The sequence below is a fragment of the Nocardiopsis kunsanensis DSM 44524 genome (genome assembly GCF_000340965.1).
In the GTDB taxonomy this organism is placed as follows: domain Bacteria; phylum Actinomycetota; class Actinomycetes; order Streptosporangiales; family Streptosporangiaceae; genus Nocardiopsis; species Nocardiopsis kunsanensis.
Window position 1 is genome coordinate 30431 of sequence record NZ_ANAY01000001.1, and the last position, 16436, is coordinate 46866.

13 protein-coding genes are annotated in these 16436 nt (G+C 70.7%); 5 read left to right on the forward strand and 8 right to left on the reverse strand.

Translation table 11 applies throughout. The features are described from left to right. Positions 1-55 precede the first annotated feature (55 nt). The 5 genes from D456_RS0100180 to moeZ form a co-directional block, all read right to left on the reverse strand. Complete coding sequence (locus D456_RS0100180) at positions 56-3448, reverse strand: ATP-dependent helicase (protein WP_017574125.1); 3393 nt, start codon at positions 3446-3448, stop codon at positions 56-58. Then, positions 3441-6596 carry an ATP-dependent helicase gene (locus D456_RS0100185; RefSeq protein WP_017574126.1) on the reverse strand — a complete coding sequence of 1052 codons (3156 nt, stop codon included), beginning with the start codon at positions 6594-6596 and terminating at the stop codon, positions 3441-3443. The genes D456_RS0100180 and D456_RS0100185 overlap by 8 nt, the downstream gene beginning before the upstream one ends. A gap of 72 nt (positions 6597-6668) precedes the next feature. Then, positions 6669-6986 carry an MGMT family protein gene (locus D456_RS0100190; protein WP_040698442.1) on the reverse strand — a complete coding sequence of 106 codons (318 nt, stop codon included), beginning with the start codon at positions 6984-6986 and terminating at the stop codon, positions 6669-6671. A 168-nt stretch (positions 6987-7154) separates the two neighbouring features. Next, positions 7155-7535, reverse strand: coding sequence for a hypothetical protein (locus tag D456_RS0100195; RefSeq protein ID WP_026115431.1), 381 nt, complete (start codon positions 7533-7535; stop codon positions 7155-7157). 203 nt (positions 7536-7738) lie between these two features. Continuing rightward, complete coding sequence (gene moeZ / locus D456_RS0100200) at positions 7739-8902, reverse strand: adenylyltransferase/sulfurtransferase MoeZ (RefSeq protein ID WP_017574129.1); 1164 nt, start codon at positions 8900-8902, stop codon at positions 7739-7741. 276 nt (positions 8903-9178) lie between these two features. On the opposite strand from moeZ, the gene D456_RS0100205 reads away from it, so the two are divergent. From D456_RS0100205 to D456_RS0100215, 3 genes are all read left to right on the forward strand, one after another. Further along, positions 9179-9415, forward strand: coding sequence for a hypothetical protein (locus D456_RS0100205; RefSeq protein WP_017574130.1), 237 nt, complete (start codon positions 9179-9181; stop codon positions 9413-9415). 264 nt (positions 9416-9679) lie between these two features. Continuing rightward, positions 9680-10339: a TetR/AcrR family transcriptional regulator gene (locus D456_RS0100210; RefSeq protein WP_026115432.1), complete on the forward strand. Its 660-nt coding sequence runs from the start codon at positions 9680-9682 to the stop codon at positions 10337-10339. A gap of 301 nt (positions 10340-10640) precedes the next feature. Beyond that, complete coding sequence (locus tag D456_RS0100215) at positions 10641-11426, forward strand: mechanosensitive ion channel family protein (RefSeq protein WP_017574132.1); 786 nt, start codon at positions 10641-10643, stop codon at positions 11424-11426. 111 nt (positions 11427-11537) lie between these two features. Here D456_RS0100215 and D456_RS0100220 read toward each other — a convergent pair whose 3' ends face one another. The 3 genes from D456_RS0100220 to D456_RS0100230 form a co-directional block, all read right to left on the reverse strand. Next, positions 11538-11780: a hypothetical protein gene (locus D456_RS0100220; RefSeq protein WP_017574133.1), complete on the reverse strand. Its 243-nt coding sequence runs from the start codon at positions 11778-11780 to the stop codon at positions 11538-11540. A 270-nt stretch (positions 11781-12050) separates the two neighbouring features. After that, positions 12051-12362 (reverse strand): DUF6401 family natural product biosynthesis protein, encoded by a 312-nt coding sequence (locus D456_RS0100225; RefSeq protein ID WP_017574134.1) that lies wholly within the window; start codon positions 12360-12362, stop codon positions 12051-12053. A 176-nt stretch (positions 12363-12538) separates the two neighbouring features. Beyond that, on the reverse strand, positions 12539-13240 hold the full coding sequence (locus D456_RS0100230) for a ferritin-like fold-containing protein (RefSeq protein WP_017574135.1): 702 nt from the start codon (positions 13238-13240) through the stop codon (positions 12539-12541). Positions 13241-13798: 558 nt separating this feature from the next. On the opposite strand from D456_RS0100230, the gene D456_RS0100235 reads away from it, so the two are divergent. Both D456_RS0100235 and D456_RS0100240 read left to right on the forward strand, forming a co-directional pair. After that, positions 13799-15295 (forward strand): DEAD/DEAH box helicase, encoded by a 1497-nt coding sequence (locus D456_RS0100235; RefSeq protein WP_017574136.1) that lies wholly within the window; start codon positions 13799-13801, stop codon positions 15293-15295. A 220-nt stretch (positions 15296-15515) separates the two neighbouring features. Further along, positions 15516-16430 carry an alpha/beta fold hydrolase gene (locus D456_RS0100240; RefSeq protein WP_017574137.1) on the forward strand — a complete coding sequence of 305 codons (915 nt, stop codon included), beginning with the start codon at positions 15516-15518 and terminating at the stop codon, positions 16428-16430. Positions 16431-16436: the final 6 nt, after the last annotated feature.

The window sequence follows — 16436 nt, forward strand, 5'->3', positions numbered from 1 at the left end:
GACTTCGGGGACGAATGCGCGCTCCACCATAGGAGCATCCCCTCCGGCCACGTGGCTACCGGGGCTCGGGCACGGTCCCGATGAGCGCGGCCAACCCTTCCCGGTCGAGCAGGTCGGCCGGGCGCACGGTCTCGTTGGCCCGCACGTAGTGGAACGCGGCCCGTACCTCGGCCGGGTCCACTCCCTGCAGGTCGGCCCAGGCGAGCCGGTAGGCGGCCAGCTGCACACTCACCGCACGGCGCTCGCCCTTGTTCGAGGGCGGGCTTCCGGTCTTCCAGTCGACCACGTCCCACCGGCCGGTCCCCGGGTCGTGGAAAACGGCGTCCATCCGTCCCCTGATCAGGCGGTCCCCGATGACGGTCTCGAAGGGCACCTCGACCTCCACGGGCACGCGCGGGCCCCACTCGCTCTCCTCGAAGGCGCGCTTGAGTTCGGCCAGGTCCTCGTCCTCCCCGGCGGTCTCGTCCGCTGCGCCGGGCAGTTCGTCGAGCAGGGTCGCGCCTTGGCCGAACCGCTCCTCCAGCCATGTGTGGAAGGCGGTACCGCGCCGGGTGTGCGGCGCGGGAGGGCGGGGCAGCGGGCGGCGGATCTGCCGTGCCAGGGCGGCGGGGTCGCGGGCCAGCCACACCATGGACGAGACCGACAGGTGGTCGGGCAGTTCGACCTGGACCGGGCCCGTCCGGGCCCCGGTCCTCTCCTGGTGGCGGTGGGCGAGCAGGAGCTCGGTGTCGCGTTCCCACCCGCCGAGGCGGTTGCGCAGCCCGGCCGGCGGCGCGGGACGGTCATCGGGGTCCTCTTCGCCGGCGAGCATGCGCGCCCGGGCGTGCTCGACCATGGCGGCCCCCTCCAGGATCTCCTCCCGCCTGGTGCGCGGACCTTCCTCGGGCACGGCGGTAGCAGCCCCGGGCAACTCGTCCTCGGGCGGCCAGACGGCGGACTCCTCCTCGTCGCCGTCCGGGGCCCTGTCGGAGGGGTCGGGGCGCGGTTCCCACTGCTCCACCGTTCCGGCCCCTGCCGCGCAGGCGTCGCGGACCTCTTCCAGGAACTGCGAGGGGCCGCGTTCGCTGGCTGCGTCGCGCCCCCACCAGTGGCCGGTGCACAGCAGGGCGAAGGAGGCCCGGGTGACGGCCACGTAGGCCAGGCGGCGTTCCTCCAGACGGTGGCGTTCCTGTTCGGCCTCCTTGAAGTCGTCGATGCCCTTCTTGTCCACCGCCAACAGCTCGGGCAGGTTCAGGCGGTCGCCCCGCAGCCGGTAGGGCAGCAGGTGTTCGCCCTGGATCCACATGTCGCCGGTCTTGAGTTTGGTGGGGAACAGCGGGGCGCCCGAGCCCTCGCTCATACCGGGCACGACCACGACCGGCCACTGCAGGCCCTTGGCGGCGTGCATGGTCATGAGTTTGACGGTGTCGCTGCCGCCGACGCGCTCGCCGGGCGCCAGGCCGCTCTCCTTCTCGGCGGCGGCGTTGAGGTAGCTGAGGAAACTCCCGAGGGTGGGGGTGTCGCTGTTACCGACGAACCGCACGGCGTGGTCGACGAAGGCGTCGAGGTCGGCGCGGGCGGAGAGGGGATCGCGGCCGCTGCGGGCACCGACCTCGATGTCCAGTCCCAGGACCCGCTCGACCTCGGTGACCAGGTCGGGCAGCGGCTGGCCGAGCTGTTTGCGCAGATAGCGCAGTTCCTCGGCCAGACGGGTGATGCGCGTGTACGCGGTCTCGGAGTAGTGCTCCGCCGGGCCGGGGTCGTCGACGGCGTCGACGAGGCTGCCGCTCTCGGAGGTCAGGTCCAGGACGGTACGGCGCAGCAGGTCCTCCTCACCGCCGTCGTCCTCGGGGCCGTCGGTGGTGAGGTCGCGGCGGGTGCTCCGGGCCAGGTCGGCGGCGCGCCGTCCCAACGCGGCCAGGTCGCCGGGGCCGATGCGCCAGCGCGGTCCGGTGAGCAGGCGGGCGAGTTCGTTGCCGGCGGAGGCGTCGTGGACCACACGCAGGGTCGCGATGATGTCGCGGACCTCGGGCACGAGCATGAGCCCGCCCAGTCCCACGACCTCGACGGGGATCCCGAGCTCCTCCAGGGCCTCGCGCAGGACGGGGAACTGGGAACGCTTGCGGCACAGCACGGCGATGTCGCCGGGGCCGATGCGTCCGTCCGGTCCCGACCCGGTCTCCCCCTCGGGCCAGGGCAGACCGTCGGGGGCCAGGTGCACCCCGCCTGCTCGGCGTGGTCCGGCTCTCAGATAGGCGTCGAGGCTGTCGGCGATCCACTTCGCTTCCTCGACCTGGCCGGAGAAGAGGCCCGTGCGGGTGTGTCCGCGTCCGCGCCGGGCGGGTCCGGGATGGAGCACGGGAACCTCGGTGGCCTGGGCACGCAGGGGTTCGGAGATGCGTTCGGCGACGCGGAGGACCCGTTCGCCGTTGCGGAAACTCGTGGCCAGGCGGCGCACGGGTGCGGACCGTCCGGGGCCGGCGGGGAAGTCCTGCGGGAAGTTGGTGAGGTTGGCGGCCACGGCGCCTCGCCATCCGTAGATGGACTGGCAGGGGTCGCCGACGGCGGTGACGGGATGGCCTTCCCCGAACAGGGCACGCAACAGTACGAGCTGGGCGTGGCTGGTGTCCTGGTACTCGTCCAGGAGCACGACCCGGAACCGGCCGCGTTCGATGAGGCCGACCTCGGGGTGGTTCTGGGCGATGCGTGCGGCGAGGGCCATCTGGTCGCCGAAGTCCATGGCCTCGCGGGCGCGTTTGGCGTGCTCGTAGCGTTCCACCAGGGGAAGGAGCTGTTCTCGGCGCTGCTGGGCCGAGAGCAGGTTGCGGGTGGCCACCGGGGGTTTCTTCGACAGGTTCTCCGTCTCGGCGCGCAGCCACCGGCCGATCCCGCGTACCTGCTCGGTTCCGGTGAGGTGGTCGGAGATCTGGCCGGAGAGCTCCAGCATCCGGCGGGTGACGGTGTCGGCCCCGACCGTGATGTGGTCCATGGGTCCGTCGTACTCACCGACGATGCGGGAGGCCAACTGCCAGGCCTGCCCCTCGCTGAGCAACCGGGAGGTGGGTTCGACGGCCTCGCGCAGGGCGTGGTCGGAGACGATGCGTCCGGCGTAGGCGTTGTAGGTCGAGACGCTGGGTTCGCCGTCCAGGAGTTCTTCGGGCAGCTGCTCGGTGGCTCGGAGCTGCTCGAGGCGTTTGCGCACCCGTTCGGCCAGTTCCGCGGTGGCCTTACGGGTGAAGGTCAGGCCCAGGACGTGCTCGGGCCGCACGTACCCGTTGGCCACCAGCCAGACCACGCGCGAGGCCATGGTCTCGCTCTTGCCGGAGCCGGCGCCGGCCACGACCACCCCCGGTTCCAGCGGGGCCGCCACGACCTCGGACTGTTCCGCGGTGGGCTCGGGCTGCCCCAGGAGGCGGGCGAGTTCGGCGGGGGTGAAACGAGGGGGATGGGGGAGATCGGGTTCAGACATGGCGTCCTTCGTCCTGGACCGGGCAGCAGGCGCGCACGGCGCACGACCTGCACCCCTGGTTGAGGGTGGCGGTGAAGCGGGACCCACCCATACCGGAAGCGACCTCGTGCACGAGGGTCTCGGCCCACTGGGGATCGGGGTCCTGCGACAGGGGTGGTTGGGCCTGCTCCCTGGCCTTCTTGATCTTCTCACCGAGTTGTACGAGGGAGGCCCCGCCGGGTTCGGTCAGGCCGAGGCGTTCGAAGGCGCCCCGCAGGACGGCCATCTGGTAGACGCCGAGCTGGGGGTGGCGTCCCAGCTCGTCGGCCTTGGCCCCACCGGTCTTGAGGTCCACGACCACGGCGCGGCCTTCGGTGTCGCGTTCGAGCCGGTCCACACGGCCGGTGATCTCGACGCCGCCGACCTCGACACGGAACCCCTGCTCGGTGACGACGAGCTCGCGCGGGTTCTCCGCCTCCCAGTCGAGGAGTTTGCGGACCATGGTGTCGGCGCGTTCACGCTGCTTGTCGGCCTGCCAGGGGCCGCCGAAGTCGAGGTCGGCCCAGATCTCGTCCATGCGGCGTCCGACCTCGTCCACGGTGCTGCCCTGGGCCACGAGCACGGCGACGGCGTGCACGACGGTGCCCAACGCGGACGCGGAGTCGCCGGAGGAGGCCCCGGCGGCCCGTTCCAGCAGCCAGCGCAGTTGGCAGTTGGTGAAGCTCTCCACCTGGGAGGGTGAGACGCGGATGGTCTCCTCCTCCCCTGCCAGGGGCCGGTCGTCGCTGAAGGGCACCAGCGCGTACCACTCGGAGGGGTCGGCTCCGCGCACCCCCTCCTCGGCGAGACGGGCCAGGTGGGTGGCAGCGCCCTCGCGCAGGGGCCCGGGGGCGCCGGGGTCGGTGACCACCGAGCGCAGGTCGGCCACGAGCGCGGGCAGGGAGAGCCAGCGCATACCGGTGCTGACCGGTTCGGGATCGCCCACGCCCATCTCGTGGAGGAACCTGGAAGGCCGCTGGTCGCTGTCCTCCCCTCCGACCGTGGTGACGACCAGGGTGTGGCGGGCCCGGGTCAGGGCGACGTAGAACAGGCGGCGTTCCTCGACCAGGAGTTTCGAGGCCAGAGCCGCTCCCGAGGTGTCGGCCGAGTGCACGTCGGCGTCGACGAGCTCCTCCACGCCCAGCAGGGATCCGCGCAGGCGCAGGTCGGGCCAGTCGCCTTCCTGGACACCGGCGACCACGACCAGATCCCACTCCAGGCCCTTGGAACGGTGGGCGGTGAGGATACGCACCGCCTCGCCCTCGGGGGCGCGCTCGGCGAGGCTGTCCCCGGGGATCTCCTGGGCCTCCAGGTCCTCCAGGAACCCCTCGGGTGATCCGGGCGGAAGACGGTCGCAGTAGCGGGCGGCGCTCTCGAAGAGCGCGACGACGGCGTCCAGGTCACGGTCGGCGGAAGCGCCCCGGCGCCCGCCGGCCAGGCTGGCGCGCAGGAGCCGGTCGGCGAGGCCGCTGTCGCGCCAGAGCCGCCACAGCACCTGTTCGGCGTCGGCCCCTTCGGCGGCGAGCTCACGCACCGTGGCCAGGGCTCCGGCCACCCGTGTGGCGGGCGCGGCCACCTCCGGGTCGATCGGGGTGAGGTCGCTGGGGTCGAGCATGGCGTCCACGAGCAGGCGTGCGGTGGGACGGTGGCCCTCCTGCGTCCCCTCTGCCCGGGAGCGGTCCAGGTCGAGGCGGCGCAGGGCGCGCAGGAGCCGCCGCAGCCCCACGGTGTCGGCCTCCCCGAAGGGGCTGGTGAGGAGTTCGCGCGCGGCCGTGTCGTCGAGTTCGGCGGGCGCGAGCCCGTAGCGGATCAAGGACAGCAGGGGCCGCACGAGCGGTTCATCGGCCACCGGGAGGTCGTCCGCACCGACGGCGACGGGCACGGACGCAGCGGTCAGAGCACGACGTAGTACCGGGGTCTGGCGGACCGACGAGCGTACGAGCACCGCCATGTGCGACCACGGCACCCCGTCCACCAGGTGGGCGCGGCGCAGGGTGTCGGCGATGACGGCGGCTTCCTGGGCGGCGTTGTCGGCCTGCAGGAGCTTGACGGTACCGTCGCCGGTGTCGCCGCCGGGGACGAGGTCGCGGTGTTCGTTGATCTGCCCGGGTGTGCCCCCGGACACGGCGGGCAGGCGGCGGGCCACCGACCGGGACACCGCGAGCATGCCGGCCCCGCTGCGGCGGCAGGTGCGCAGGGCCACGACACCGGCGTCCTCCCCGTGTGCGGTCGGGAACCGCTGCGGGAACTCGAGGATCCCGCGGACCTCGGCGCCGCGGAAGCCGTAGATGGACTGGTCGGGATCGCCCACGGCCACCAGGTCGCGTCCGTTTCCGGCCAGGGCACGCAGCATCTGTTCCTGGGCCGGGTCGGTGTCCTGGTACTCGTCGACGAACACGGCCTCGTAGGCGTTGCGTTCGCGTTCGCGGATCTCGGGGTCGGACAGCATGTCGGCGGCCACCCGAACGAGCTCGGCATAGTTGAGGGTGGGCACGGGAGCGATGTCGAAGCGGCCCGTGTAGCGGTCCAGGAACCCGGCGGCCGAACACCAGTCGTCGCGGTCGCGTTCCCGGCCGAGCCGGTCCAGGGACTCCGGGTGGAGCCCGCGTTCCTGGGCGCGCATGAGGAAGTCGCGCAGTTCCTCGGCGAAGCCCCGGGTGTCGAGGGCCGGTCGCAGGCGCTCGGGCCAGCCGTCGGCGCCGTCCTCGCGTTCGCCGCGCAGTAGTTCGCGTACCTCCATGAGCTGTTCCGGTCCGGACAGCAGCCGGGGCGGCAGGTCGCCCATGCGTTGGAACTCGCGCCGGATGAGCGCGTAAGCGTAGCTGTGGAAGGTCATGGCCAAGGGTTCGCGTGTGGTCCGGCGCAACCGGCCGGTGATGCGCTCACGCAGTTCCTGGGCGGCCTTGCGCCCGAAGGTCAGGACCAGCACACGGGAGGGGTCGACACCGCGTTGGTCGATGCGGTCGACGACGGACTCGACGATGGTGGTCGTCTTGCCGGTTCCGGGGCCGGCCAGCACCAGGAGGGGCCCGCCCTTGTGTTCGACCACCCGGCTCTGGTTCTGGTCCAGCACAGGTGGCGGCTGCACCTGGTGGGAGCGCCGGACGAGACGGTAGGAGGACGTGTTCACTCCACCAGTTCATCAAAGGGTAAAGACCGTCTTTGCCATCGCCCGGCCCGAACGGTGTGTCCCCGTCCCCGCTCAGAGGCCCTGAGGCCCCTCCCACCGCGCTCTGCGCATGTCGACGCGATCGCTGCGCGGGCGCATGGGTGTGGCCTCCGACGCGTAGTGAGAGAGCGCACGTGCCTCGTGGCAGGAGGGCGGCCGGCCGTCGGCGCGCACCACTCGCCACCAGGGCACGGCGCCGCCCCAGCCGGCCATGACTGCGCCGACCTGGCGGGGACCGCCGCGTTCGAGGTACTCGGCGATGTCTCCGTAGCTCATCACGCGTCCGGAGGGGATACGTTCCACCAGGTCGAGAACGTCCTGGCTGTATTCGTCGGGTTCGGGGTCGACCACGGGTCCCACCTTAGACGGGCGCTGAGCGTTCGGGGCGGTTCCGGGGCGGCCCGACCAGCTCACGGAGCCGTGGAGAAGGGCCGCCCCGGAAGGAGCGGCCCCCTGGTGTGCGGCTCTCGGAACCCCCGCCGGGGCGGTGTCCCCGGCCATCCCGTGCTGCCGGGGCCCTCAGGCCGTTTCGGGCATGTGGTTGGACCAGGCCAGTTCGGGGTTGCGCTTGCGGTTGGCGCGGGCCGCGATGAGCCCGATCACCCCGAGGACCGCGATGAAAGCACCCAGCCCCCAAGCGCTCGCCGCCGCGGCCGTCGATCCGGTGAAGGACAGCAGCCACGGCAGAAGGAAGGCCAGAACACCCGCCCCGGTCACGGCGGCCTCGCTCGAGACCGCCCCCGGGCGGGTGATGGAGATGGTGGAGGCCATGATCGTGATGAGGCCCAGCACCATCATGAGCCCGCCGGGAAATCCCAGCACGTAGTGCCAGGTCCAGCTCAGTGCGAGGGCGAGCCCTGCTGCGATCGCCACCCAGTTGTCCCAACGTCCTCTTCTCATCGCGCCACCTCCCAGCAGCGGGCCACCGCCGGTCGGCCTGGTGGCCTTGGAAGGGTTCGTACCCATTCGCCGCATTTCACACGACGTACGACGGCGCCCGGACCGGGGTCCGGGCGCCGCTGCACGTGGTTGCCGCGCCGGAGGGTACCGATACGGCCCGCGCATCGCCGGAGACGGTCTCGCGCGGGCCCCTCAGCAGCCCCTCAGTAGGTCGGCAGGCTCGTGTCGACCTGGTTGGCCCAGGCCAGGACACCGCCGCCGACGTGCACGGCGTCGGCGAAGCCGGCGGACTTGACCGCCGCCAGGGCCTCTGCCGAACGGCCACCGGACTTGCAGTGCAGGACCAGGCGCTTGTCCTGCGGGAGCTGCTCGAGTGCCTTCCCGCTGAGGAAGTCGCCCTTGGGGATGAGTGTGGCGCCGGGAATGTTGACGATGTCGTACTCGTGGGGCTCGCGCACGTCCACGAGGTAGATCTCGTCCGGCTTGTTGTCGAGGAGCTCCTTGAGCTCGGGTGCCGTGATGGTGGAATCGGCCGCCGCCTCGGTGGCCTCGTCCGAGACCACACCGCAGAAGGCCTCGTAGTCGATGAGCTCGGTGACCGGCTCGGTGTCGGGGTCCTTGCGGACCTTGACCTCGCGCCAGGTCATCTCCAGGGCGTCGAAGATCAGCAGCCGGCCGACCAGCGGCTCACCGATGCCGGTGATGAGCTTGACGGCCTCGTTGACCATGACCGAGCCGACGGAGGCGCAGAGCACACCGAGGACACCGCCTTCGGCGCAGGAAGGGACCATGCCGGGCGGCGGCGGCTCGGGGTAGAGGTCGCGGTACTGGGGACCGTGCTCGTTCCAGAACACGCTGACCTGGCCGTCGAAGCGGAAGATCGAGCCCCAGACGTAGGGGATGTTCAGGATGACGCACGCGTCGTTGACCAGGTAGCGGGTCGCGAAGTTGTCGGTCCCGTCCAGCACCAGGTCGTATCCGCGGAAGATCTCCAGGGCGTTGTCCGACTCCAGACGGTCCTGGTGGAGGACGACCTCGACGTTGGGGTTGACGTCCTTGATGCTGTCCCGCGCCGACTCGGCCTTGGGACGGTCCACGTCGCTCTGGCCGTGGATGACCTGGCGCTGGAGGTTGGACTCGTCCACGACGTCGAAGTCGATGATGCCGAGCGTGCCCACACCCGCGGCCGCGAGGTAGAGCAGCGCCGGGGAGCCCAGGCCGCCCGCACCGACGACCAGGACCTTGGCGTTCTTGAGGCGCTTCTGCCCGTCCATCCCCACCTCGGGGATGATGAGGTGGCGCGAGTAGCGGCGCACCTCGTCCACGGTCAGCTCGTCGGCTGGTTCGACCAGCGGCGGCAGCGACACGGTGACTCCTCAAAGTCTGTTGGTTGCTTCACACCGCCCGCATCCGGGAGGACCACCGGGCGAAGGGGCGGGGCGCTAAGCGTGCTTGCACTTATACCCAACCTATCGGGTGGGGTATTCCATTCCCAGCCCGCGGAGGCCTGGATCACACAGCTGCGCTGCGGCCCGTCCCGCTCCTCGACAACCATCGTCCCCCCGGCTTCATTCCGGGGTGTTGTCCCCTGCGGAGGACGGGAAGAGTAGTGTCCGCGAGGCCCGCGACAGTAGGGAGGACTCGTGAGCACCCACGACGCGACCGACGACCAGCGCCAGGAGCCGGACGAGGTGGACCCCGCCGAAGCCGTCCCCGAGGCCGACTCCGCCGAGCAGTACGCAGACGCCGCCGAGGAGGCCGATCGGGAGGACTGGGTGGAACGCGCTGCCGAACTCCCCTTCGCCGAGGGCTCGGAAGGCGACGTCGTCGATCAGGCCATGGAGGTCGGCGACGACGAGGGGGAGGAGGAGTACCGCTGAGACGGGTGCGTGTGTGAACTCGCCCTCAGCTGCGGACCGGAGCACACCGCCCGTTCCGGCGCGCATCGCTCCTGTAGGGGCCGGTCCCGGCCACTTCCTCCGCCCGCCCGCACCCGGGCGACCACACGCGGGGAACCTACGCCGGAGTAGGATGAGAGGAAACTGTGCGGCGCGTCACCGAGACACGGCGCGGTGTACAGGACCAGCCAAGCAGATGTTCGGTGACGTCCTGCATCTGCCATGCCGAGTTCGGAGGGTGTGGGTGTGACAGCTCCTTCAGACGCCCGTTCCCGGGGCACCCGCTTGCCCCGGGTCAGGCGCCGCCGCCAGCTCCTGGCCGCGGCTCAGGAGATCTTCGTCGCCCGCGGATACCACGCCGCGGCCATGGACGAGATCGCCGACCGCGCCGGGGTCAGCAAACCAGTGCTGTACCAGCACTTCCCAGGGAAGCTGGAGCTCTACCTGGCGCTGTTGGAGGAACACTCCGAGTCCCTGGTCGAGAAGCAGCGCGAGGCCCTGGAAGGGACCGAGGACAACGCCCAGCGCGTCGCTGCGAGCTTCCAGGCCTACTTCGACTTCGTCGCGGGCGACGGTGAGGCCTTCCGTCTGGTCTTCGAGTCCGACCTGCGCAACCTGCCTGCGGTCCGGGAGAAGAGCGAGCAGACCATGCAGCGCTGCGCCGAGCTCATCGGCGAGGTGATCCGCCAGGACACCAGTATCTCCGACGAGGAGGCGCACCTGTTGAGCATCGGGCTGGTCGGCATGGCCGAGACCAGCGCCCGGTACTGGCTCAACAACCACGGCACCGTGCCGAAGGAGGCCGCCGAGGAGCTGGTGGCACGCCTGGCCTGGCGCGGTATCAGCGGATGGGGCCTGCAGCGCGAGGCCGGGGAGGGTCTCCGGGGCGAGCCCTCCAGCTCCTGAACGGACTTCGGCGGCGGTGGCCCCGGCCGGTACCGGCCGGGGCCACCGCCGCCGCTTTTCCAGGGCACACCGAAAACGACGCGTATCCGCACTTCTCACCCTTCCCTCCCGCGCCCCTGAGAACGGTCAACGGGCGGCCAAGAATGCATCAAGAAAGAGAATCACCCGTAAGGCTCCCCCGTGCTTGGGTTCAATTCTCTTTCGACGGGTATCGCCGGAATGAGAAGTACCGACTTCTCCGCGACGTATCCGCTCCGGCTTCAGAGCCTCGGCGGAGCAAGCGAATCGGGGGTGAACACGTATGGACATGGGTCAGGGCCTGATGTCGGCCTGGGAGGCGATCGCCTCCTTCGTGCCGTTGCTCATCGGCTTCCTGGTCGTCCTGGCACTGGGCTGGCTGATCTCGTGGCTCGTCGGCAAGGCCGTCGGCAAGGGTCTGCACGGGGTCGGTCTGGACCGTGCTCTGCACCGCGGTGGTGTGGGCGAATACTTCGAACGCAGCCGCTGGGGCGCCAGTGAGCTGTGCGGCAAGATCATCTACTACGTCGGGCTCTTGTTCACGTTCTCGTTCGCGTTCAACGTGTTCGGCTCGAACCCGGTCAGCACCCTGCTCAACCAGGTCATCGCCTGGATCCCGCAGGGCATCGTCGCACTGGTCATCGTGGTGGTGACCGCGATGATCGCCAAGGCCGTCCGGAACGTCGTCTCCGGTGCCCTCGGCGGGCTCTCCTACGGCCGGTTCCTCGCCAACGCGGCGGCCGTCTTCATCCTCGGCCTCGGCATCATCGCCGCGCTGAACCAGGCCGGTGTGGCCCAGGCCGTGACCGTTCCGGTACTGGTGGCGGTCCTCGCCACGATCGGCGGCATCCTCGTGGTCGGTGCCGGCGGCGGACTCATCAGGCCCATGCAGGAGCGCTGGGCCCGATGGCTGGACGTCGCCGAGCGCGAGACCGGACGGTTCGGCGAGGAGTCCAGTTACCGTGCCGGCCGGGAGGCCGCGATGAGCCGTCCGGGCACGGAGCGCTCCGGGTCCGAGGCGGAGAACCGGGAAGGGGCATCGGCCCCCGGCCACGAGTCCACCCCGTGACCCGTCTCCGACCGTGGCCGAGCACGCACGGCGGCCGCACATGACGAGGGCGGAACCATCCGGTTCCGCCCTCGTGTCGTCTCCGCACCCGTCCGGTCCGGTGAGCTCTGCCTACAGGAACTCCGAGTCGCCCAGCTCCGTCTTGGACAGCTTTTCCATCCTGCGGAAGGTCAGCACCACGCTCGCAGCGATGGTCAGCAGCCCCAGCCAGAACACGATGCTCCCGGGACCGCTGAAGACCATCGAGATCAGCGCGATGACGAAAATGAGTACGAAAAGCGCGAAGTCGATGCGGTCCCGTTGGATCAGGACGCCGACCGGTGGGCGCGCCGCCCCGTGCCGACCGCTCCCCATTCGCATTCCTTTCTCGCGGCCTCCGAGCCGCTCCGCCGTTCGGCGGTGCTCGGCCCGCCTCCCGGACCGGCACAACACCGAGGGTCACACGTTGCATTCCGCAGAGCCCGTTCAGCGAACAGGGTGGACCGGGCGACCGCCCGATTCTCAGCTTACGCCCGACACCGGGATTTCGCCGGGGAACGGGAAAAGGCCCGGGCCGTGGGGGACACGAAAGCGCCGATGGGCGTTGCGGATCGGGAAACGCACCGGCCTGCGGAAGTCACGACCTTAGCGGACGAAGCCGCGCTCCTTCGCCAGTCGGCAGATCGCGAGGATGCGCAAGGTCTCCCAATCGTAGTCGGCGGTCTCGGAATCCCAGCCGCGTTCGAGGCACCCGTCGAGGAAACCGTGGAGGTAGGTACCGAGCGTCCTGGCGTTGATCTCACTGCCGGCTCCGGTGATGCCGTCACTCACCTCGGCGGCGTGCTGGTCCAGCTCAGCGCCCATCCAGGGTTCGAGCGGCGCGTCCAACGGACCGATCCGGTGGAAGTCTCTGGTGAGCCCGGCCAGCGGGTGGCGCACGGAGGTGCCGATGGACATGGAGGTACCTACTAGTGATTGGTCGGGAGGGGACGAGCGCCCTCTACTGTATGTCTGGTCACCAACCGCTCGTCACGAAAGTGTCGGAAATTACCCGTATTTGACCAAGCTTTCCCCAACGGTGAGTCAATTCCGACCCCCGGGCCATCACCGTTCGGGCCGCGGACCGGCCTCCGTCAGTCGCTCAGCCCCATGGCCTCCAGGCGCTCCGCGTGCCGGTCCGCGATGGAACCGAACAGACGGGTGACCGAGGCGAGGTCACCGATCCCCGCACCGTCCTCGGCGCTCCCGCCCGCATCGTCGTCGGCACGGCCCTCGGCCAGCAACGCGGCCAGCCGCGGGCGGGCCATGGCCACCTGCTGGGCCTGGCTCAGGGCCTCGCCGACCAGGCGGCGGGCCCACAGGGACAGGCGCCCGGCCAGTGCGGGGTCCTCCTCCACGGCCGCGCGCACCACTTCGGAGATGAGTGCACCACGGCCCTCCTCCACGAGCACGGCTTCCACCAGCTCACTGGTCCCGGCGTCGGCGAGCTCGGCGACCTTGCGATAGAAATCACCAGCGATACCGTCGCCGACGTAGGTCTTGACCAGACTCTCCACCCAGCTCTGCGGCTCGGTGCGCGCGTGCCAGGCGTCCAGCGGTGCCACGAAGGGCGCCATGGCCTCCTCCGGATCGGTCCCGCGCTCGAGGAGCCGCTCGCGCAGGCGTTCGTAGCGGCTCTCCTCCTCGGCAGCGAGCGAGGCGAGCCGCCCCTTGTCGCGCAAGGTGGGCGCCAGCGCCGCGTCGTCGGCCAGCCGGAAGAAGGAGCCGAGTTCGGCGTAGGCGAGCAGGCCGAGCAGATCGGTCACGGCCGGGTTGTCGGAGGGGCCTGGATTCATGCCCGTCAGAGTATCGTCCGCACCCTTCACACCGGTATCGGGGACTAAACGGGCGCCCGACACGGTTGCACGGCGTGGAAGAGGGTACGGTCCCTGCCGTCCACGGTCCGGTTGACCGGCATGTCGGCCGGTGGGGTCTGCGGCTAGACTCTGCGTGATGACGAGCGTGTGCAGAGGACGAGGCCACCTGCTCCGCCGATGGACGGCGGCATCCGGGCTCCGGTCACGGCGCCACGCGCGACCGGCCCACGACGGCCCGGGACGGTCCCGCCCACGCGGGGTCGGTCGACCCCGACCACACACGACAGATCTGCGGATGGTTTCCGGATATCCGCGGCCGGGCACCCCCGAGCCGGCCGGGACCAGGAGGCAGCGCCACCGTGCTCGTGCGACGTCACTACGTCGTGACACCGGTGAGCTGCGCCCCCGCGGCAGCAGACGCCGCCCGCGACCGCACGCCGCGGCCACGCCGTGTTGCGGCCCGCCAAGATGGAGGCTTGAACCCTGAGCAGTACAGACGAGACCAACAAACCCAGGACCACTTTCCGTGGTCTGGGCGTGCACACCGAGATCGCCGATGCCCTGGAGGCCGAGGGGATCGTCGAGCCCTTCCCCATCCAGGAACAGGCCCTGCCCATCGCGCTCAACGGGAGCGACATCATCGGGCAGGCGCGTACGGGCACCGGCAAGACCCTGGCCTTCGGGCTTCCCCTTCTCCAGTCGGCACAGGCGGAGCCGGGTACCGCCAAGCGTCCGCGCGCGCTGATCGTGGTCCCCACCCGTGAACTCGCCATCCAGGTCGCCGCCGACCTCACCACGGCCGGTAAGCGCAGTGGCAGCCGCATCCTCACCGTCTACGGCGGCCGCTCCTACGAGCCGCAGATCAACGGCCTCAAGGAAGGCACCGACGTCGTCGTCGGTACCCCGGGGCGCCTGCTGGACCTGGAGAACCAGAAACACCTGCGGCTGGACGCGGTCTCGGCCGTGGTCCTGGACGAGGCCGACAAGATGCTCGACCTGGGTTTCCTCCCCGACATCGAGCGCATCCTCACCAAGATCCCCGAGCAGCGCCAGACGATGCTGTTCTCGGCCACGATGCCGAGCGAGATCGTCACGCTCTCCCGCAACTACCTCACGCGCCCCACGCACGTGCGTGTGGGCGACGACGACGAGATCGACGGCAACAGCATGCCGGGGGGCATCACCCAGCACGCGTTCCGTACGCACCAGATGGACAAGCCGGAGGTGCTGGCCCGTCTGGTGCAGGCCGAGGACCATGGCCAGAGCATGGTCTTCTGCCAGACCAAGCGCGCCTGCGACAGGGTCGCCGGCGATCTGAAATCGCGCGGTTTCGCCGCTGCGGCCGTCCACGGCGACCTGGGACAGAGCCAGCGCGAGCGGGCCCTGCGCGCCTTCCGCAACGGCAAGATCAACATTCTGGTCGCCACCGACGTGGCCGCCCGGGGTCTGGACGTGGACGACGTCACGCACGTGGTCAACTACGAGACACCCGAGGACGAGAAGACCTACACCCACCGCATCGGCCGTACGGGCCGGGCCGGCCGCAGCGGGACCGCCGTCACGTTCGTGGACTGGCAGGAGATGCCGCGGTGGAAGCTCATCAACGCGGCCCTCGACCTGGACCAGGCCGAACCCGAGGAGACCTACTCCACCTCGAAGCACCTCTTCGAGGCCCTGCGGATCCCGGCGGGGACCAAGGGACGGCTCTCCGCCGAGAAACGTGGTGAACACGCCGGTCTGGAGGCCGAGAAGGTCGAGGACATCGGTGACACCGGGCAGCGGTCCGAGCGCAAGGAACGGCGCAACGACCGCGGTGACGGCAACCGCCGCCGCGGTGGCCGCAACCGTTCGCGCAAGCGCACCCGCAGCGGGGCGTCCGCCGAGGCCTCCGCGGAGCGCTCGGGCGAGAGCCGTACCGCCAAGAACGACAAGGCCGAGAAGGGCTCCTCCGGCGAAGGCGGCGAGCGCCGCATCCGCCGCCGTCGGACCCGCGGTGGTGTGCGCGCTGCCCGCCGGGATCCCGAGAACACCTGATCAGGGCCGTGCCGCGCCCGCTCGCCGCGGGCGCCACGGCTGACACGAACGTGTCGTCCGCGGCCATGTCCAGGGGCGAGGCCCCGTTCCGCGGACCACACCCGCCACGAACGTCCTCGGCTCTGCCGGTCGAGGACACCGAAGACGCCGGGAACTCCTCGGTCACCCGTGGTCACGGCCTCACTCCGCCAGTGCTCCTGATCGTCTAGGGTGTCCCCACGTGAGTACACCCCAGTTCCTGACCCTGCCGCCGGGCGTCTTCCCCGTGGAGCTGCCGCTGTCCCACGGACCGGTGGCGGCACTGCGCGCGACACCTCCTTCGGGGAGCAACCCCGAGCTCTGCCCAGCCGTGCTGGTGCACGGTTACACCGGGAGCAAGGAGGACTTCATCGCGCTCCTGCAGAGTCTGGCGCAGGTCGGCCGGGAAGTGGTCACGATCGACCTGCCCGGCACCTACCGCTCCCCCGGTTTCGAGACCTTCGCACCCACCCCCGGGACGCCGCTCCCCGACTACCGGTTGCCGTCCCTGGGCATGGTGGTCGCCGAGGTCTGTGACACCGTCGGCGCGGGCCGCCCCACCCACCTGGTCGGCCACTCCATGGGCGGTCTGATCGCACGGGAGACCGTCCTGACCCATAGCACGGAACTGGCCTCGCTGACCCTGCTCTGCTCGGGGCCGGGCGCGCTCGGCGGGCAGGGCGCTGCCAGGGTACGGATGCTCGTCGCGGCGCTCTCGGCAGCCGACCCCACCCCCGATCGGTTGCGGGGACTGTGGGAGGAACACATGGCCGACGGGCTCGAGACGCGGGTCCCGGACGCACAGGTCCGCGCCTTCCTGCGCGACCGCCTGCTCTCCAGCAGCCCCGAGGGGCTGCTGCGCACCGCCGAGGACCTGCTGAGCGCGACGAACCGTACCGGGGAGCTGGCCGACGCGGACGTGCCCACGATGGTGCTGTACGGCGAGAACGACGATGCCTGGTCCCCGGCGGAGCAGGCGGAGATGGCCGACCGGCTCGGTGCCAGGCGGGTCGTGGTCCCGGCCGCGGGGCATTCCCCCAACGTCGAGGCCCCCGAGACCACCTCCACCGCCCTGACCTCGTTCTGGAACGACTGCGAGTCCGTCGGGCAGCGCTGACCCCGC